The following is a 17,360-nucleotide window of genomic DNA, read 5'->3' as shown; positions in this document are numbered from 1 at the left end:
AACATCATGGACATCCAAATGCTGATCGGTTCCCGCTTCGAAAAAGGCACCGAGACGGAAGAGCACATTCTGAACCCGAAGACGGGCGAGACGGTGATTGACCTTGCGGAAGCCTCGCTCTCCCAGATCGACGCCGCCGTCGATGCCGCCGAAAAAGCCTTCACACGCTGGTCGCAGACGACGCCGGGCGAGCGCTCCGGCTACCTATTGAAGATCGCCGACGCGATCGAGAAGGATGCCGTCGGCTTCGCCACACTGGAGGCGCTGAACTGCGGCAAGCCGATCAATGCGGTGCTGAACGACGAAATCCCGGCGATCGTCGATTGTTATCGCTTCTTTGCCGGCGCCGTGCGCAACCTGCACGCACCGGCGGCCGGCGAATATCTGCCCGGCCATACCTCGATGATCCGCCGCGATCCGATCGGCATCGTCGGCTCGATCGCGCCGTGGAACTATCCGCTGATGATGATGGCATGGAAGCTGGCGCCGGCCATTGCCGGCGGCAATACCGTGGTCTTCAAGCCTTCGGAGCAGACGCCGCTGACGGCACTGAAAATGGCCAAGCTGCTCTCCGAAATCCTTCCCGAAGGCGTCGTCAACGTCATCCTCGGCCGCGGTGAAAGTGTCGGTAACGCCCTGATCAATCACGCCAAGATCGGTATGGTCTCGATCACCGGCGATGTTGCGACCGGTAAGAAGGTGCTGCAGGCCGCGGCCAAGACGGTCAAGCGCACCCACCTGGAACTCGGCGGCAAGGCGCCGGTCATTGTCTTCGATGATGCCGATATTGATGCCGTCGTCGCCGGCATCCGCACCTTCGGCTATTACAATGCCGGCCAGGACTGCACCGCTGCCTGCCGCATCTATGCCGATGCCAGGGTCTACGATAATTTTGTCGCCGATCTCTCCTCGGCCGTCTCGAGCATTCGCTTCAACCAGGCCGACGATACCGAAAACGAGATCGGTCCGCTGATCTCCAAGCGCCAGCGCGACCGCGTCGAAAGCTTCGTCGCCCGTGCTTCCGAACACAAGCACATGGAAGTCACCACCGGCGGCAAGGTCTCCGGCGACAAGGGCTTCTTCTTCACGCCGACTGTCATTGCAGGCGCCACACAGGACGACGAGATCGTCCGCCGCGAGGTCTTCGGCCCGGTCGTCTCGGTCACCCGCTTTTCCGATGCCGACGAAGCCGTTGCCTGGGCAAACGACAGCGACTATGGCCTGGCCTCCTCGGTCTGGACCAAGGATATCGGCCGCGGCATGAAGACTGCTGCCCGCCTGCAATATGGCTGCACCTGGATCAACACACATTTCATGCTCACCAACGAGATGCCGCATGGCGGCCTCAAACAGTCAGGCTACGGCAAGGACATGTCGGTCTACGCTCTGGAAGATTACACCGCCGTACGCCACGTGATGATCAATCACGGCTAACCGGCAAAAGGGCAGAATATTCCGTGGATATAAGGTGCGCCGATAGCAACCAGGCAACTTTTGTTGAAACGGAACATTCAGCCGATAAATATCGCCTGCTATTGTCTTATTTTGTTGTTGCGGCAATACGGGCACTCCATAGTCGACCTCCGGCTCGAAAGCCGGGTCGGCAATAGCTTCGGTCAGGCAGTCTTTGTTCATGGCGACGCGCATCGATATCCCCGAGCTCGAAAAGGCCATGGACGGATTGCTGGAATCCGCCCTCGTCCCGGAAAGATGGGCCGGCACGCTGGAAGCGATCTCTCGGGCGACCGGCTCGGTGGGCGCCCACATCATGCCGGCGGCCGGCAAGTTTTCTCCGGGGTTCCTGACAACGCCAAACCTGCTCGAACCTTTCGACGTCTATTTCGCCGAAGACTGGTACAAGCGGGATTTCCGCGAGCGCGGGATTTCGGTCGCGCTTGCCAAGGGCATCGTCATCGAGCACGACATCGCCTCGGAAGACGAGTTCCGGCGCCAGGAATTCTACACCGAATTCCTCGCTCGCTTCGGTCTGCGTTATTCCGTGATGATCGGCTTTACCTCGGGTGATACGCTGCTCAGCCTCAACCTGCAGCGCCGCGTCGACGATCATCCTTTCGACCGGGAGGAGGAGCGGATCCTACTTGCCATGCGATCGAAGCTGACCGCCTCGGCCGAGATCATCCGCTCGCTGCAAGCTGCAAAGATCGAAAGCATGAGCGAGGCCTTCGAGCTCAGCGGCACCGCCTCGGTCTTCTTCGACCGCACCGGCCGCGTCAGCCATCTGAACAGTCGCGCCGAACGGCTGCTCGACGGCGATATCCGCATCGTCGATCGCGAACTCACGTCCGCCAGCCAGGAGGAGACCGGCCTGCTGCGACGGCATCTGAAGGCGGTCTCGGCGGCGACACCTTCCTCAGTCCTGCCGTGTCGACGCCGGTGCTGTTCTCACGCCCCGGCAAGGCACCGCTCGTCATTCGTGCCCAGCTCCTGCGAGGCCTGCCGGCGGATCTCTTCGCCCATTCGCACGCTGTTGCAATCGTTACCGACCTTTCCGAACGCGCAAGAGCGGACGGCGATCTTCTGCGGCGGCTCTTCGCCCTGACGCCGCAGGAGGCGACCGTCGCACGCCTGCTGATGGAAGGTTCCTCCCCTCGCCAAATCGCCGAGATCTGCGGCCTAACCTATGAAACGGCGCGCGGCTACGTCAAGAAGGTGCTCTCCAAGACCGGAACGCAGCGCCAGTCGCAGTTGATCTCGCTTCTCTTTGGCCTGAAGATCTAATGGGAATATCTCAGACCGTGTGGCCGGAAATCGTATGCTGGTCCAGAAAGGCCAGCATGATGACGGAGCTTTCATCGATGGGGCAAATCGATAGTTCCTTGAAACAGATCATGCGGGTTTTGAAGACCTGCACTTCTTCCGCATTTCTCCGAATTGAACGCCATCCCGTTTCAAACGATCTGGAACAATTTCCCGGTTGCCGCGTCTTTCTCAGGCAACCGCAAAGGATGACGTCATGCTGAAATGGGCTCTGATATTTTTCGTGATTTCGATCATCGCCGGCTTCTTCGGTTTCTCCGGCGTCTCCGCCGCCACCGCGACGATCGCCCGCGTTCTCTTCGGCATCGCCCTGGTGATCTTCCTGATCTTCCTCGTCCTTGCGCTGATGGCCGGCCAGGCGATCTTGTGAACCGTTGCGGACCGCGGCGTGCAGCCTGAAGCATGTCGCGCAAAACTGTGGAGCAGTTTTGCGAACACGACATGTGGAAAGCGAGGACCTGAACGTCGCAAGAGAGTGTAAGAGATCGCGACGCTTTTTCGGCCCTTTGCGACACACGATTCGGAGAGGTTGAGATAGGCGGCGCGGCCCCTCGCCCCTTCTACTCGGCCTTCCGGTAATGGGCGGCGACCCGTTTGATCCCGGATATTCCATATGCCACCGTAATTAGTTCTCTCACCAAGGCAACCTGACCGCGGTGCATATTCACGACAACACCGCCCTGAGCCAGGGAGGCATTTTGTTCGTTCGCTTTCTCAGTAGCTTGTCGATCGATATCGATCCCGCACCCGAAGCAGCCAGGACGAACATGCCGCCGGCAATCGCCAGGTCCTTCTCGAAATGCAGCAGTTCGTTCTGGCTCGCTAAATTTGTGTGAAAGAGCAAGGCGGTCGCCAGGCAGAAGAGTGCCAGCGCCAATGCGCCAAGCCGGCTGAGGAAGCCTGCCGCAACGGAAAGGCCGGCGCCGATCTGAAGGGCAATGGTGGCAAGCGCCACCGGCGCCGATAGCCCCAGTTTTGCGAAAATGTCGACGGTCGCCGTGATATCTGCCGCGAGCGACCAACCTTCGTGCAGGAAGATCAGCGACAGCAGAAGCCTGCCGAGGAGAAGAATGAGATCGGCCAGTCGGGGCCGGCTTGAGGCGCTTTCCATCATATCCTCCGGTTTGAAAAGCAGGCAGTTAGCCGCTCATGGCAAGATGCATTATAGCAGGCTCGCCCCGACATTGATCGCCAGCGCCAGGATCGTCGTATTGAACAGGAACGACAGCACGGCATGCAACAGCGTCAGCTTGCGCATGCTGGTCGAACTGACCGCGACATCCGCCGTCTGCGCGGCAACGCCGATGGTGAAGGAGAAATAGAGGAAATCCCAGTAGCCCGGCTCTTCGATCCCGTCGGGAAACTTCAGCCCGCCCTCCTCTTCCGCCCCGCCGTAGAAATAGTGGGCATAATGTATGGTGAAAAGCGTGTGCAGGAAGATCCAGGAGATCAGGATCGTCAGAACCGCAACACCTGCCCGCGCCAGCGCGACGTCGGGTGCCGCCTCCTTGATCGAATGAAGCTCGAGGCCGATCCCGGCAATGCTGGCAAGTGCCGCACCGATCGAAAGAGCCAGCAGGACGGTGTCGGAGAAATCGAGATCCTCCGAACGTTTCCGGATGCTATCAACCGTCGCCCGCAGCATTTTGCGCCAGCTGAGCGCGACAAAAACGCCGGCGCTGACATTCCAGCCGAACAGGATATTGCCGGCGCTGACTTCGCGCGAGGTCAGCGCCAAGAAGACCACCAGTCCGGCAACAACGGCGAGGATGAAGCTCGCATGCTTGTAGGCAAATGCCGCAAGCGAATTTGCCCGTTCCTCATCCGCCATATCGGTCTCCGACAGCATATGCCCTTGATAACAGCATGAAAAAGGCGCGCCTGCCAGCCGGCAGCCGCGCCTCCGATTGTGGCCGAGCCTTATCAGGCGGCGGCGAGCTGCAGTTCCTTCTGCACCATGGTGCGCAGCGTTCCGAGATCCTTGGCGAAGGCGCGGATGCCTTCGGCGAGTTTTTCCGTCGCCATCGCGTCTTCGTTCATCATCCAGCGGAAGGTCTTCTCGTCGACGGACACCTTCGGATCCGGCTTGCGGCTGTCCGGCGACAACTTGCGCTCCAGCTTGCCTTCATCCTTGGCGAGCTCGTCGAGCAGGTTCGGGCTGATGGTCAGGCGGTCGCAGCCGGCAAGAGCTTCGATTTCTCCGGCGCTGCGGAAGGAGGCGCCCATGACGATCGTCTTGATGTCGTTGGTCTTGTAGTAGTTGTAGATTTCACGGACGGAGATGACGCCCGGATCTTCCTCGGGGGTGAACTCCTTGCCGGTCGACTTCTTATACCAGTCGAGGATGCGGCCGACGAAGGGCGAGATCAGGAAAACCTTGGCGTCGGCGCAGGCGATCGCCTGGGCCTTGCTGAAGAGAAGTGTCAGGTTGCAGTCGATGCCTTCCTTCTGCAGCACTTCCGCGGCGCGGATGCCTTCCCAGGTGGAAGCGAGCTTGATGAGGATGCGGTCCTGGCCGATGCCGCGATCCTTGTAGGCGGCGATGATCGCGCGCGCCTTGGCAAGCGAAGCCTCGGTATCGAAGGAAAGGTCGGCGTCGACTTCGGTCGAGACGCGGCCAGGAACGAGTCTCACCAGCGCTGCACCGACGGAGATGGCGAGGCGATCGGCAACGGCGGGAGCAACGGCTTCGGGATTGCCGCCCTGCTTCTTGCCCCAGGCGACGGCTTCCTTGACTGCGTCGGCAAACATCGGCGTACCGAGAGCCTTGAGCACGATGCTCGGGTTCGTCGTGCAATCGACCGGCTTTAGGCGGGCGACGGCTTCGATATCGCCGGTGTCAGCGACAACAGTGGTAATCTCGCGGAGTTGGTCAAGCTTCGATGTCATGGTCAATAATCCTTGTTGAACTTGGGCTGCGACCGGCGCGAGTTCCGCCGGGCAAAGGTGATCTACCGACAGGTTGTTTGCTGCTGCAGGCGAAAATGCGCCCATCCGTCACGGATGATTCATAAACGTGAAGGACATTGGCCGTGTTCCGGCCGCGAACGAACGGCTGCTCGCACACAAGCGATACCGCTTGCGGCTGGAAGGCCGGTCGTGACTTTCGGCATGCCCGCACTATGTCCTCCTCGGACGGACAAGAACGACGTGTGTCACCCGGACTATCGCCATTCGCCTTGCGAAAAGTCAAGGACATTTGTGCATTTCAATTGACATAAGTGTCACACCCGTCATTATCCCCGGCAACAAAAGTGTCGCTAAGGCCTTCATCCCATGAGGGATCTAGGGCAGGAAATCGTGCGGAGGAGATGTGGTCAAGCTCAAACGCGGCACGCACACGGCCTATTCGGAGGCATCCTCGCTGCGGCTAAGGGCGGCATGGCTCTATTACAACGAGGGCCTGACCCAGAAGGACGTCGCCGAACAGCTCGGCATCAGCCGCACGACGGTGATCCGCCTGCTCGACGAGGCGATGAAACGCAGCGAAGTCCAGATCTGGATCAACGATTCGATCGGCGACTGCGTTGAACTTTCGGTGAAGCTGGAGCGCGCCTATGGCCTCGACGAGGCGATCGTCGTCCCTGCGCCGGTCACTGGCGACGTCAATTCATTGGCTAAAAATGTCGGTCTGGCGCTTGGCCAGTTCCTCTCCGAAGCCATCCCCGACGATTACACCATCGGCGTCGGCTGGGGCCGCACCATGACCGCCTCGCTGTCGAGCTTCCGGCCGCCGCGCCGCGCCAATTGCAAGGTCGTCTCGCTGCTCGGCGGCATCGTTGCCGTGCATCAGACGAACCCGATTGATTACACATGGCGGCTGGCAAACCAGCTTGGCGCCGAATGCTACATGTTCCTGGCGCCGCTTCTCGTCGATTCCATCGAGACCAAGCGCAACCTCATCGAGAAATGCGGGCTGGACACGATTTATCGTCTCGCCGAAAACCTCGATCTGGCGATCGTCAGCTGCGGCGATATCGGCCCGCATTCGACCTCGCTGTCGGAGGGCTGGATCTCGAAGGCCGAGCTGCAGGAACTGATCGATGCCGGCTGCGTCTGCGACACGATGTTCAACTTCCTCGACAAGGACGGCAATTCGGTCGACCACTCGATCAATCGGCGCGTCATGTCCGTCGATCTCGACACGCTGAAGGAGGCAAAACACATCGTGCTCTCCTCCGGCGGCGCCCATCGGGCCGTGGCGATCCGTGCGACGATCAAGCGCATCGGCTGCAACACGCTGATCACCGATGAAAGTGCTGCACGCGCATTGCTGGAATTGGCAGAAGCCTCGCCGCCCGTCTCTTCTCCCCAGCGGGGAGAAGTGCCGGAGCGATGAGCGGCGACCACGCCGCTCCGTCCTGGAAACCCCTCAGGCGTGCGCCGATTCCCAGCCGAGCATCGCCCGCTTGCGGGTGAGGCCCCAATGGTAGCCCGTCAGCGCGCCGTTCTTGCCGAGCGCCCGATGGCAGGGCACCACGAAGGAGATCGGGTTTGCCCCGACCGCCGCACCTACGGCGCGCTGCGCCGTCGGCCGGCCGATATCGTTGGCGATATCGGAATAGGTGACGGCCTTGCCGAACGGGATTTTCAGCAGGCTCTCCCAGACGCGCACCTGGAAGTCCGTGCCGATCAACACGACGCGCAGCGGCTGGTCCGAAGACCACTTGCCGGGCTCGAAGATGCGCGCGGCATAGGGAACCGTCGCCTGCAGGTCTTCGACATAACAGGCGTTCGGCCAGCGGCAGGTCATATCCTCGAGGCAGGCCCTCTCGTCGCCGGAATCGCTGAAGGCAAGGCCGGCAAGGCCGCGGTCGGTCACCATGATCAGGGCCACGCCGAAGGGGCAGATGTGGAAGCCGTAGCGGATGGTGAGGCCGCCGCCCTTCGCCTTCCATTCGCCGGGCGACATCGCCTCATGGGTGACAAAAAGGTCGTGCAGGCGGCTCGGCCCGGAAAGGCCGACCTCGATCGAGGTCTCGAGCAGCGGCATGTCTTCCTTGCGCAGCAGCCGCTTGGCGTGGTCGAGCGTCACCGCTTGCAGGAAGCCCTTGGGCGATAGTCCTGCCCAGCGGGTGAAGGTCTTCTGCAGCTGGGTCGGCGACTGGTTGAGCCGCGCCGCGATCGCCTCCAGCGAAGGCTGGTCGCGGTAATCCTCGGTGATGAGTTCGATCACCCGACGGACAATGTCATAATCAGGGCCGTCAGGCGTGATGTCTGTCTGCAGGTTGGCAATCATATTCATCGTCTTTCTCCTTGTAACAAGGAGATAGTCAATAGGGGGTGAGCAAACCACCCGATTCTTGCGTAGCCGCTGGATAGAGCGATGCCAGGCAAAGCGCGAAGCGCTTTTGCCGGGAATTGCGTAAAAACAAAAGCTGGAGCGGTTCTGCGCTTCCGTTAAAAGCTGAACCGCTCTAGTTCAGATCCGCTGCTTGACCGTCGCCAGCGCCCCCTTGAAGGCCTTGGCGAAGCTTTCGCGATCATCGGGATTGAGGAAGGAGCCGATATCCGTGCGCCGGCCTTCGCCGAAGATATGCATGGAAAGAATACCGATCTCCTGGTGCCGGCGAACAAGGAAGCGCGTCCAGAACGGATTGAAATGATGCTCCACCATCCGTCCCGAGGGCGCAAACTTGCGCACCGACACGTCCGTGCGCGATACCGTCACCTGTTCGCGCGCTTTCCCGGAGCGGTAATTCAGCCAGAAGGCGCCGTAGAGAAGCAGAAAATCCACTCCGAAGAACAAGCCGATCGGCCAGGCCCCCGTCGCGATGAAGAACGTGCCGTAAAGCAAGCAGACGGCACCGGATAGGATAAGCAGCACCTTGAAGCCCCGGCGGCCGAGCGATCGGTGGGGAAAGAGCTCGGCAGCGAAAACAGGCTGCTCGTTGAAGCTGTCGGCGTTGCTTTCCATCATGGCTGCTGAGTATAGAGTTTCCATGGCGAATCCGAAACTCAAATCCGTTACCAAGACGCCGCAGGACGCGAATGTGATCGCCCGCCGCAAACCGGCGGGAGCGGTGCGCACGGCCTATTCGCTGGCCGAGCGCGAGGAGATCTTCCGCCGCTTCTCGGTACAGCGGCCGGAACCGAGAGGCGAACTCGAGCACACCAACCCCTTCACGCTCGTCGTCGCCGTGGCACTTTCGGCGCAAGCGACCGATGTCGGCGTCAACAAGGCGACGCGCGCGCTCTTCAAGGTCGCCGATACGCCGGAAAAGATGCTCGACCTCGGCGAAGAGCGGCTGCGCGATTACATCAGGACGATCGGCCTCTACCGCAACAAGGCGAAAAACGTCATCGCGCTCTCACAGATGCTGGTCGACCAATTCGGCGGCAAGGTGCCGGAGACGCGCGACGAACTGGTGAGGTTGCCGGGCGTCGGCCGCAAGACCGCCAATGTCGTGCTTTCCATGGCCTTCGGCCAGGCGACGATGGCCGTCGACACGCACATCTTCCGAATCGCCAATCGTATCAGGCTTGCCCCCGGCAAGACGCCCGATGAGGTCGAGGCGCGGCTGATGAAGGTGATCCCCAGCCATTACCTCTATCACGCCCATCACTGGCTGATCCTGCATGGCCGCTACACCTGCAAGGCGCGCCGCCCCGAATGCGAGCGCTGTATCATCGCCGACCTCTGCAAATCGCCTGAGAAGAGTTGGGATGTGCCGGCGCCGCTGATCGAGCTACCGCCGCAGGTGATCGGCGAGGCCGTCGAGTAGGACAGCGATCACCTGCTCGTAATGCCGCCTTTCAGCGCCCGCTTCGATCGCGATCGCCGCGCGATCGAAGGCCGCCGATAGCAGCGACGTCAGCGGTTCGAGCATAGCGCCGGCCTCCGGAAGCATCGCTGCAAGCCCTGCCCGCAGCGTCGCTTCCGCATTCTCTGCATCGATCGCCGCACTCGCCAGCGGGCCGAGAACGGCAGGTGCCTCGATCAGCAGCAGCCTCGTGCGCCCTTGCGCCATCATCGCATCGAAATAGGCCGAGGCACCGGCGATCAGCATGGCACGCGCGTCGTAGGATGCCGAGCGCGCCTCGATTGCCGCGGCCACCGCGCGCGCCTCGCATTCGATAACCGCCCGAAAAAGCGCCTTCTTGTCTTCAAAATGATGGTAGAGCGCGCCACGCGTCACTCCCGCCGCCGTGACGATCTCCGGCGTCGCGGTTTCGGCATAGCCTTTCTCGACGAAGAGACGTCGACCGGCATCGATCAATGCCTGTCTCGTCTGCTCCGTTCTCTCGCGATTGCTGCGGCTCATGCACGCCTCTTTACATACAAACAGAATGTATGTTAATAGCCAAAAACATATACATTGTATGTAGACAAAAGGAGGAAAACGAGATGAAATCGACGAGCTATTATCCTGTCATCATGACCGACGACGTTGACGGCACCGCCAGCTTCTATTGCACGCATTTCGGCTTCAAAGCTCTGTTCGAAAGCGACTGGTATGTTCACCTGCAATCGGCAGAGGAAGAGCATATCGCGCTTGCCATCCTTGACGGCAGCCATGAGACCATCCCGGCCATAGCCCGCGGCAGGGTGTCCGGCCTGCTCCTCAATTTCGAGGTCGCCGATGTCGATGCGATCTATGCAGCCTGCCGGAGCGCCGGCTTGCCAATTCTCAGAGAAATCCGCGACGAGGATTTCGGCCAGCGGCATTTCATCACCGCCGATCCGAACGGCGTGCTGATCGACATCATCAAGCCGATCCCGCCGAGCGCCGAATTCGCGGCGATGTATGACGCCTCCGCCCTGCCCGCTTGAGCCTCACAACCCGGGATCCTTGGCGGAGACCAGCTTGTGCAGATGCACCATCATGCCGGCGGCAAAAAGCGGCGTCAGAAGATTGACGATCGGGATCGCCAGGAAAAGGGCGATCATCAGCCCGCCGAGAAAGACGGTGGAGGCATGCTTGGCGCGAAAGAGCCGCGCCTCATCCGGCGAACGGAAGCGCATGGCGGCGAATTCGAAAAATTCCCGTCCGAGCAGATAGCCGTTCACCAGAAAGAACGCGACCAGATTGACGCCGGGGATGAACAGCAACAGCAATGCCACTATATTGCCGAGAATCACCACACCGAGGAACTTGATCGAGCTTGCCATCGCCGGACCGAGCGGCATGGCGGTGCCCGGCGTGTCCTTGGGATAGTCGCGCTTTTCGATGACATCGGCGACGTCGTCGAGAAACAGGCCGGCGATCAGCGCCGTCACCGGCGACAGCAGCAACGCCAGCATGAGGGCAAGGCCGATACCGGCAAGAATTGCGAAGATGAGAGCGAACCACCCCGCCCAATCCGGCATATCGGGAAAGAAGCTCGTGAGCCAGGGAAGGAGAAAGGTCATGAAGGCTCCGCGCAGCGCGAACCAGAGGCCGACAAGCACGAGGATCGTCAGGCCGAGCACCTTCCAGAAGACAGAACGCGTTTCCGATGCGAACAGGTTGGCGAGCGAAAGTCGAGCGGCGTCAAGAATCATGTCTCAGGCGTCTCCGGGTTGCGCCGAAGATGTAGGAAAGATGGAGGCCACCGACAAGAGAGAATAAAATTGCATTCAGTAATAGAAAACTTGTCGAAAACTAAATACTAATATAATATTGTGACATACATGAAATACGCACAGGCCTGAGAAGCAGCTTCCGAAATAGTTGCAAAGACAAGGGGTCGCAACAGCGCATCCACGGAACGCCTCTGAGGAACACGGGGGAGGCTGACGTGGAAGACTTTGTGCAAAAACTCAGGCAATACGCAAAAACCGGCACACCGGCCGAGCGACGTATCGCGAAATATTTTACCGAACATCTGAACGACCTGCCGTTCGAGACGGCTGCGTCCGTTGCCGACAGGCTGGATCTCTCGCCGATGACCGTCGGGCGCTTCCTGCGCTCGCTCGGTTATCAGGGATTGGACAGCGTCAAGGTGGAGATTCGCGAGACCGTGACGACATCGCCGGCGCAATTGCAGAGCGCCATGAGCGAGCTGCATGCCGACGCCGCGGAGGGCAAACCGCTCGCCGTGCTGGTTGCCGAACAGATCCAGGCCCTCCATCATATCTATCATCTGACGGCGCAGCCGCACTGGTCGGAAGCCGTCGGCTTGATCAGCACTGCCCGCGAAGTGTCGATCGCCACTCATGCGCGGCTCGCAAGCCTGGCCAATCATTTCTGCCAGCGGCTGACACAAGCCCGCGACGGCGTGCGCACGCTCGACGCCGCCGACAACCGTTTTGCGGAACTCTTCGCCCGGCTGGCGGTCGACGACGCGCTGCTCGTCATCATCGATTGCCGCCGCTTCGCCAAGGCACGGCTGCTTGCCAGAACGGCGCGGCGCTACGGCTATAAGGTGGTACTCATTTCGCCGCAGCAGGCGGACTGGATGGCGGACCAGTCGAACGTCATGCTGTCCTTGCCGCCCGCGCGCGCCCCCGATCTCGACAATCTTCCGCCGCTGATCGCGCTGCTCGATTGCCTGTCGGAATCCGTCATCCTCCAAGTCGGAGAGGAGGCGGCACTTCGCCGCCGCCGCATGATGGAATTCGCGACCGTCCTCGGCGAGACCGCCAGTCACTAAAGCATGTCGCCCAAAACGGCCGGCGGTTTTGCGACAAGGACATGCGTAAAACCAAAATCTATTGCATCGATTCCAATTCGACGCGGTGCCGGTGCATGGCGAGAAGACGGCGGTAGTCGCGGTCGTAGAGCGCCTGCTTCGCCTTGTCGGGAAGCCGTTCGTCGGCGCCCGGATACATCGCCTCGCCGGCCGCCGCCAGATCCTTGTACAAGCCACAAGCGACGGATGCTGCGATCGCGGTACCGAGCAGCACCGCCTCGTTCATCTTCGGCACCACGACCTTACAGCCGGTCGCATCGCTATAAAGCTCCATCAGTACCGGGTTTTTCACGTGCCCGCCGGCGATATGCAGCGTATCGGTCATGTAGCCGTATTCCTTCATCATTTCCAGGATATGGCGGATGCCGAGCGCAATCCCCACCGCAGAGCGCCAATAAAGCGCGCAGAGCCCGTCGAAGGACGTATCGAGCGTCAGTCCGCTGACGACGCCGACCGCATGCGGATCGGCGAGCGGCGAGCGGTTACCATGGAAATCCGGCAGCACGAAGATCCGCGCACCGAAGGCATCGCCCTCCTCGGCCCGCAATTCGGCGATCCGCGCGACGATCCTCTGATGCAGCGGCGCCGTCGGCTCACCGCCTGCCGCATGCATGCGAACGATGTGGTCGAGTAGCGCGCCGGTCGCCGATTGCCCGGCCTCCACCAGCCAGGATTGCGGGAAGACAGCCTCGTAATAGGGACCCCACATGCCATGGCTCGGCTTGCGCTCCCGCGAGAAGGTAACGATGCAGCTCGATGTGCCGGCAATCAGCGCCAGCTGGTGCTCGCGTTTCACAGGATCAGCGGCATAACCGCCGAGCGCGCCGAGTGCGCCGGCATAGGCGTCGATCATCCCGGCAGCGACGCGGCAGTCCACAGTCAGCCCCAGCGCTTCCGCCGCTTCCTCAGTCAGCCGGCCGACGCTGTCTCCGACAGGCGTGGTCTCATCCGGCAGGTGGCCGCGCGCCTGGAGGTCCTCAAGGCCGATCCGCTCCAGGAAGTCCTGCTGCCAGCCCTTTTCGAGATGGGCGAGATAATTCCACTTCGCCGTCAGCGTGCAGCGCGAACGGGCGGGCGATCCGGTCGATTTCCACGTCATGAAATCGGCGAGATCGAAGAAGAAGCCGGCCTTTTCCCATGTGACGGGCAGCTTTTTCTTCAGCCACATCAGCTTCGGCATTTCCATTTCCGGCGACATCACCTGGCCGGAATGTTCGAGCACCCTGTGCCCGGTCGCCGTGCAGAAATCGGCTTCCTTCAGCGCCCGGTGATCGAGCCAGACGATCGTGTCGAAACGCCTCTCGCCGCCTGTGGAAACGCTGAGCTGCCGACCCTCGAGGTCACGGACGACGAGCGAACATGTGGCGTCGAAGCCGATCGCTCCGACCGAGGCGGCGGCGATGCCGGATTGCTCCAGCGCCCTGCGCACCGCCGTGCAGGCGGCCGACCAGATGTCTTCGGAATCATGCTCGGCATGGTTTTCGCGCGGCCGGTTCATCACGATCGGATGCTCGGCCTTGGCGAGCAGACGGCCGCGTGCATCGAAGACGCCGGCGCGCGCGCTGCCCGTGCCGATATCCACCGCAACCACATGATCACGCATCAAGTCTTGGTCCCGTCCAGCTTATGGTCGCGGACAAGGTGTATCAAATCCGGCATGGCGTCAAACACCACTTCCGGCGAAAGGCGGTCGAGTTCGGCACGATATCCGGCGAAATTCGCGTGTGATCCACCGGTGAAAGCAAAGACCGTCATGCCTGCCGCCTTGGCGGCGGCAATGCCGGCCGGGCTGTCTTCGACGACAAGGCAATGAGCCGGCTCGACTTGCATTTCACGCGCCGCATGCAGGAAGAGATCGGGCGCCGGCTTGCCGCGCTTGACCATCGTTGCGCTGAAGATGTCGGGCAGCCTGTCGAGAAGCCCGGTCACCGACAGCGACAACCGGATTCGCTCCATCTGGCTGGAGGAGGCAACGCAGCAGCGAACGCCCAGCCCGTCGATCGCCGCGGCGATACCGTCGATCGGCTTCAGTTCCGTGCGAAAACGAGCGTAGAGTTCGATGCGGATACGCTCGAGGAATTCCTCGTCGGCATGGACGTTGAATTCGGTTTCCAGCGTATCGATGAGGGTCGACAGGCTGCGGCCGAGAAAACGCTCATAGGCCTGGTCCTCGGTGATCGAGACCCCGAGATCGTTCATTGCCCCGACGAGCACGCTGATTGAGATCGGCTCGCTGTCGACGAGTACGCCATCGCAATCGAAGATCACCAGCCGTGTTTCAGCATCAGCCATGCAAGACCCAACCTGAGTTCAATTCGGACGCTTACCGTCCCGCTCCACTCGCAAGGCCGGATGAATGGCGGCAGTAGAGACCGCCATCCGGATTCCTTACACTGCGAGCTTGCCGTCGAGATAGAGCTGCAGCGTCTCTCGCGTGCCCTTTTCCCACAGGGTTTTGAGAGCATGGGCGAAACGCTTGCGGAAAAGTTCGGATTTTGCCACGTCGCCGAAAATGTCGTCGAAGACGAGGAAGGCCGACGGATCGTCCTTGGCTTTCAGCGCTGCCGCATGCAGGCGCTCTGCGCTCGCGTCGTTGAAGACGATATCCTTGCCGCTGTCGGTCGTGCCGGCGAAATAACGGCACCAGAGTGCTGAAACCAGCGCCAGACCGACCACGTCTCTGCCCTGACGCAGATTGTCGAGCGTCGACGGCAGGATGAATTTCGGTTGGCGGTTCGAGCCGTCCTGCGCCAGCCGCGGAATGGTGTCGGCAATCTTCGGATTGAGCAGGCGATGTTCGATCAGCGCAAAATAATCCGCCAGCGACGTGTTCGGCACCGGCGGCACGATCGGGATGATTTCGTCTTTCTCGAGTTTGGCGAGGAAGGCGCGGATCAACGGGTCTTCCATGGAATCATGAACGTAATGAATGTCCATCAACGCCGCCGGATAGGCGATCGCGGCATGTCCGCCGTTGAGGATGCGGATCTTCATATGCTCGTAAGGCGTGACATCGGCAACGAAGGTGACGCCGACCTTTTCCAGCGCCGGCCGGCCGGCGGTGAACTTATCCTCAAGCACCCATTGCTTGAATTCCTCGCAATAGACCGGCCAACTGTCCTCGATCTGGAAATTGTCCCTGAGGAAATCGATCTCGCGCTGGCTGGTCGCCGGCGTGATGCGGTCGACCATGGCGTTCGGGAAGGCGACATTCACCCGGATCCAGTCGGCAAAGGCGGGGTCCGAAAGTGCCGCCGTGCCGACGACGGCATTGGCGGTGACGATGCCATTATGGGGAATATTGTCGCAGGACATGACGGTGAAGGGGCCGATGCCCTTGTCCTTGCGCGCCTTCAAGCCGGCAACGATCAGGCCGAACACCGTCTTCGGCGCCTTGGGGTTTTCTCCGTCTGCGGCGATCGCCGGATGGGCAGGATTGAACGTGCCTGATGCATCAATGAAATAACCGCCCTCGGTGATCGTCATCGAAACGATGCGGATCTCGGGATCGGCAAGCTTGGCGATGATCGCAACGGCATCGCCGACCGGCAGGATGTCGATCATCGGTGCGGTGACGCGCGCCGCCGTCTTGTTGTTGTCCTGTTCGACCACCGTCGTCAGGAAATCCTGCGCCGCAAGCTTTTCGCGCATCGCGGCATCCGACGGCAGCACGCCGGCGCCGACGATCGCCCAGTCGTGATCCGTGCCGGCGTTGAAGAGATCGTCGAGATAGATCGCCTGATGGGCACGGTGGAAATTGCCGACGCCGAAGTGCACGATGCCGGCTTTCAGCGACGCCCTGTCATATCCAGGGATGGCAGCAGTGCGCGCCACATCCGAAAGCGTTGCCAGCGATAGTTTGCACGTCATGTTTCAGTCCTCTTGAAGGTCTTGCCGAGACGGCCGGGCGATATCGTCCGGCTCGCATGCCTGCCCCCAGCCCGGCCGCCTGCCTCAGATGGCAAGGCCGCCCTCGTTGAATTTGTGAATACGCGAACGGTCCGGCGTCAGGAAGACCGTATCGCCCGCTTTGGCGGCGAAATCGCCGCTTCCGCGCGCCGTCAGCATGCCGATGCCATCAGCATCGATATGCAGGAAGGTGTCGGAACCGAGATGTTCGGCGACCACGACCCTGCCCTTCCAGTCGCCGCTCTCCATCGACAGCAGCACATGTTCTGGCCGGACGCCGATGGTATGAGCGTTGAGCGCGGCGGCGTTTTGGCCGGTGATGAAGTTCATCTTCGGCGATCCGATGAAGCCGGCGACGAAGAGGTTGCGGGGACGGCTGTAGAGTTCGAGCGGCGATCCGACCTGCTCGATATTGCCCCGGTTCAGGACGACGATCTTGTCGGCCATGGTCATCGCCTCGACCTGATCGTGGGTGACGTAGACCATCGTCGTCTTCAGCTGCTGATGCAACTCGCTGATTTCGAGGCGCATGTTGACGCGGAGAGCGGCATCGAGGTTCGACAGCGGTTCGTCGAACAGGAAGGCCGAAGGCTGGCGCACGATGGCGCGGCCGATCGCCACGCGCTGGCGCTGGCCCCCGGACAGCTGGCGCGGCTTGCGCTCGAGATAGTCGGTAAGGTTCAGCACCCGGGCGGCATCGCTCACCTTGCGGTCGATCTCCGCCTTGTCGATGCCCGCCATCTTCAGCGGGAAGGCGATGTTGTTGCGCACGCTCATATGCGGATAAAGCGCATAGGACTGGAACACCATGGCAAGGCCGCGCTCGGACGGCGCCTTTTCGGTGGCGTCCCTGCCGTCGATGACGATCTTGCCGCCGGAGACATCCTCGAGCCCGGCGATCAGCCGGAGCAGCGTGGACTTGCCGCAGCCCGACGGGCCGACGAAGACGACGAACTCGCCGTCCTTGATGTCGAGATCGATCGAAGGGATGACCTTGGCTTCGCCGAAGACCTTGGAAACCTTCTGAAGGGTAATGCTGCCCATGTTTCTCTCCCTTT

General features: G+C 61.1%; 19 protein-coding genes. 8 read left to right on the top strand and 11 right to left on the bottom strand.

Annotated elements, in window-relative coordinates; genetic code table 11:
* The first annotated feature begins 6 nt into the window (after nt 1-6).
* The 4 genes from BS630_RS24320 to BS630_RS24310 all read left to right on the top strand — a co-directional run bounded on the left by BS630_RS24320 (nt 7) and on the right by BS630_RS24310 (nt 3,148).
* Nucleotides 7-1,434, top strand: a complete 1,428-nt coding sequence (locus tag BS630_RS24320) for a gamma-aminobutyraldehyde dehydrogenase (RefSeq protein WP_077979432.1) — start codon at nt 7-9, stop codon at nt 1,432-1,434.
* Between the two features lie 199 nt (nt 1,435-1,633).
* Nucleotides 1,634-2,560, top strand: coding sequence for a hypothetical protein (locus BS630_RS24315; RefSeq protein ID WP_231284957.1), 927 nt, complete (start codon nt 1,634-1,636; stop codon nt 2,558-2,560).
* Between the two features lie 32 nt (nt 2,561-2,592).
* Complete coding sequence (locus BS630_RS38150; protein ID WP_231284958.1) at nt 2,593-2,739, top strand: helix-turn-helix transcriptional regulator; 147 nt, start codon at nt 2,593-2,595, stop codon at nt 2,737-2,739.
* 235 nt (nt 2,740-2,974) lie between these two features.
* Complete coding sequence (locus tag BS630_RS24310) at nt 2,975-3,148, top strand: DUF1328 domain-containing protein (protein ID WP_003552965.1); 174 nt, start codon at nt 2,975-2,977, stop codon at nt 3,146-3,148.
* Between the two features lie 294 nt (nt 3,149-3,442).
* On the opposite strand, the gene BS630_RS24305 is transcribed toward BS630_RS24310, so the two are convergent.
* From BS630_RS24305 to tal, 3 genes are all read right to left on the bottom strand, one after another.
* Complete coding sequence (locus BS630_RS24305) at nt 3,443-3,892, bottom strand: DoxX family protein (RefSeq protein ID WP_077979431.1); 450 nt, start codon at nt 3,890-3,892, stop codon at nt 3,443-3,445.
* Nucleotides 3,893-3,940: 48 nt separating this feature from the next.
* On the bottom strand, nt 3,941-4,609 hold the full coding sequence (locus BS630_RS24300; RefSeq protein ID WP_077979430.1) for a DUF1345 domain-containing protein: 669 nt from the start codon (nt 4,607-4,609) through the stop codon (nt 3,941-3,943).
* Between the two features lie 92 nt (nt 4,610-4,701).
* Nucleotides 4,702-5,667, bottom strand: a complete 966-nt coding sequence (gene tal / locus BS630_RS24295; protein ID WP_077979429.1) for a transaldolase — start codon at nt 5,665-5,667, stop codon at nt 4,702-4,704.
* A 424-nt stretch (nt 5,668-6,091) separates the two neighbouring features.
* Here tal and BS630_RS24290 point away from each other — a divergent pair, with 424 nt between their 5' ends.
* Nucleotides 6,092-7,117 (top strand): sugar-binding transcriptional regulator, encoded by a 1,026-nt coding sequence (locus BS630_RS24290; RefSeq protein WP_003543076.1) that lies wholly within the window; start codon nt 6,092-6,094, stop codon nt 7,115-7,117.
* Nucleotides 7,118-7,150: 33 nt separating this feature from the next.
* Here BS630_RS24290 and BS630_RS24285 read toward each other — a convergent pair whose 3' ends face one another.
* Complete coding sequence (locus BS630_RS24285; protein WP_026158894.1) at nt 7,151-8,023, bottom strand: methylated-DNA--[protein]-cysteine S-methyltransferase; 873 nt, start codon at nt 8,021-8,023, stop codon at nt 7,151-7,153.
* A 177-nt stretch (nt 8,024-8,200) separates the two neighbouring features.
* Entirely contained in the window at nt 8,201-8,698 is a 498-nt protein-coding gene (locus tag BS630_RS24280) for a DUF2244 domain-containing protein (RefSeq protein WP_077979428.1), read from the bottom strand.
* Between BS630_RS24280 and nth the strand changes: the two genes are divergently transcribed.
* The gene (gene nth, locus BS630_RS24275) at nt 8,697-9,503 is read left to right on the top strand and encodes an endonuclease III (RefSeq protein WP_183594575.1); all 807 of its coding nucleotides are present in this window, start codon (nt 8,697-8,699) and stop codon (nt 9,501-9,503) included. The genes BS630_RS24280 and nth overlap by 2 nt on opposite strands.
* Here nth and BS630_RS24270 read toward each other — a convergent pair.
* The gene (locus BS630_RS24270) at nt 9,468-10,043 is read right to left on the bottom strand and encodes a TetR/AcrR family transcriptional regulator (RefSeq protein WP_077979426.1); all 576 of its coding nucleotides are present in this window, start codon (nt 10,041-10,043) and stop codon (nt 9,468-9,470) included. The genes nth and BS630_RS24270 overlap by 36 nt on opposite strands.
* Before the next feature lie 83 nt (nt 10,044-10,126).
* Between BS630_RS24270 and BS630_RS24265 the strand changes: the two genes are divergently transcribed.
* Nucleotides 10,127-10,552: a VOC family protein gene (locus BS630_RS24265; protein WP_077979425.1), complete on the top strand. Its 426-nt coding sequence runs from the start codon at nt 10,127-10,129 to the stop codon at nt 10,550-10,552.
* A 3-nt stretch (nt 10,553-10,555) separates the two neighbouring features.
* Here BS630_RS24265 and BS630_RS24260 read toward each other — a convergent pair whose 3' ends face one another.
* Nucleotides 10,556-11,263, bottom strand: coding sequence for a sulfate transporter family protein (locus BS630_RS24260; RefSeq protein WP_077979424.1), 708 nt, complete (start codon nt 11,261-11,263; stop codon nt 10,556-10,558).
* Nucleotides 11,264-11,499: 236 nt separating this feature from the next.
* On the opposite strand from BS630_RS24260, the gene BS630_RS24255 reads away from it, so the two are divergent.
* Complete coding sequence (locus BS630_RS24255) at nt 11,500-12,354, top strand: MurR/RpiR family transcriptional regulator (protein ID WP_025396105.1); 855 nt, start codon at nt 11,500-11,502, stop codon at nt 12,352-12,354.
* 58 nt (nt 12,355-12,412) lie between these two features.
* Here the strand turns inward: BS630_RS24255 and BS630_RS24250 are convergent, their stop codons facing one another.
* From BS630_RS24250 to BS630_RS24235, 4 genes are all read right to left on the bottom strand, one after another.
* Nucleotides 12,413-13,996, bottom strand: coding sequence for an FGGY-family carbohydrate kinase (locus BS630_RS24250; RefSeq protein WP_077979423.1), 1,584 nt, complete (start codon nt 13,994-13,996; stop codon nt 12,413-12,415).
* Nucleotides 13,996-14,685 (bottom strand): HAD family hydrolase, encoded by a 690-nt coding sequence (locus tag BS630_RS24245; protein WP_077979422.1) that lies wholly within the window; start codon nt 14,683-14,685, stop codon nt 13,996-13,998. Before BS630_RS24245 ends, BS630_RS24250 begins: the two co-directional genes overlap by 1 nt.
* A 96-nt stretch (nt 14,686-14,781) precedes the next feature.
* A complete protein-coding gene (locus BS630_RS24240) occupies nt 14,782-16,263 on the bottom strand; it encodes a mannitol dehydrogenase family protein (RefSeq protein WP_077979421.1) in 1,482 nt (493 codons plus the stop codon).
* Between the two features lie 84 nt (nt 16,264-16,347).
* The gene (locus tag BS630_RS24235; RefSeq protein WP_064650896.1) at nt 16,348-17,346 is read right to left on the bottom strand and encodes an ABC transporter ATP-binding protein; all 999 of its coding nucleotides are present in this window, start codon (nt 17,344-17,346) and stop codon (nt 16,348-16,350) included.
* Nucleotides 17,347-17,360 lie beyond the last annotated feature (14 nt).

This window comes from Rhizobium laguerreae (genome assembly GCF_002008165.1).
Taxonomy (GTDB): domain Bacteria; phylum Pseudomonadota; class Alphaproteobacteria; order Rhizobiales; family Rhizobiaceae; genus Rhizobium; species Rhizobium laguerreae.
Note: the sequence above shows the minus strand (reverse complement) of the source record. Positions and strands in the feature narration are given on the sequence as shown.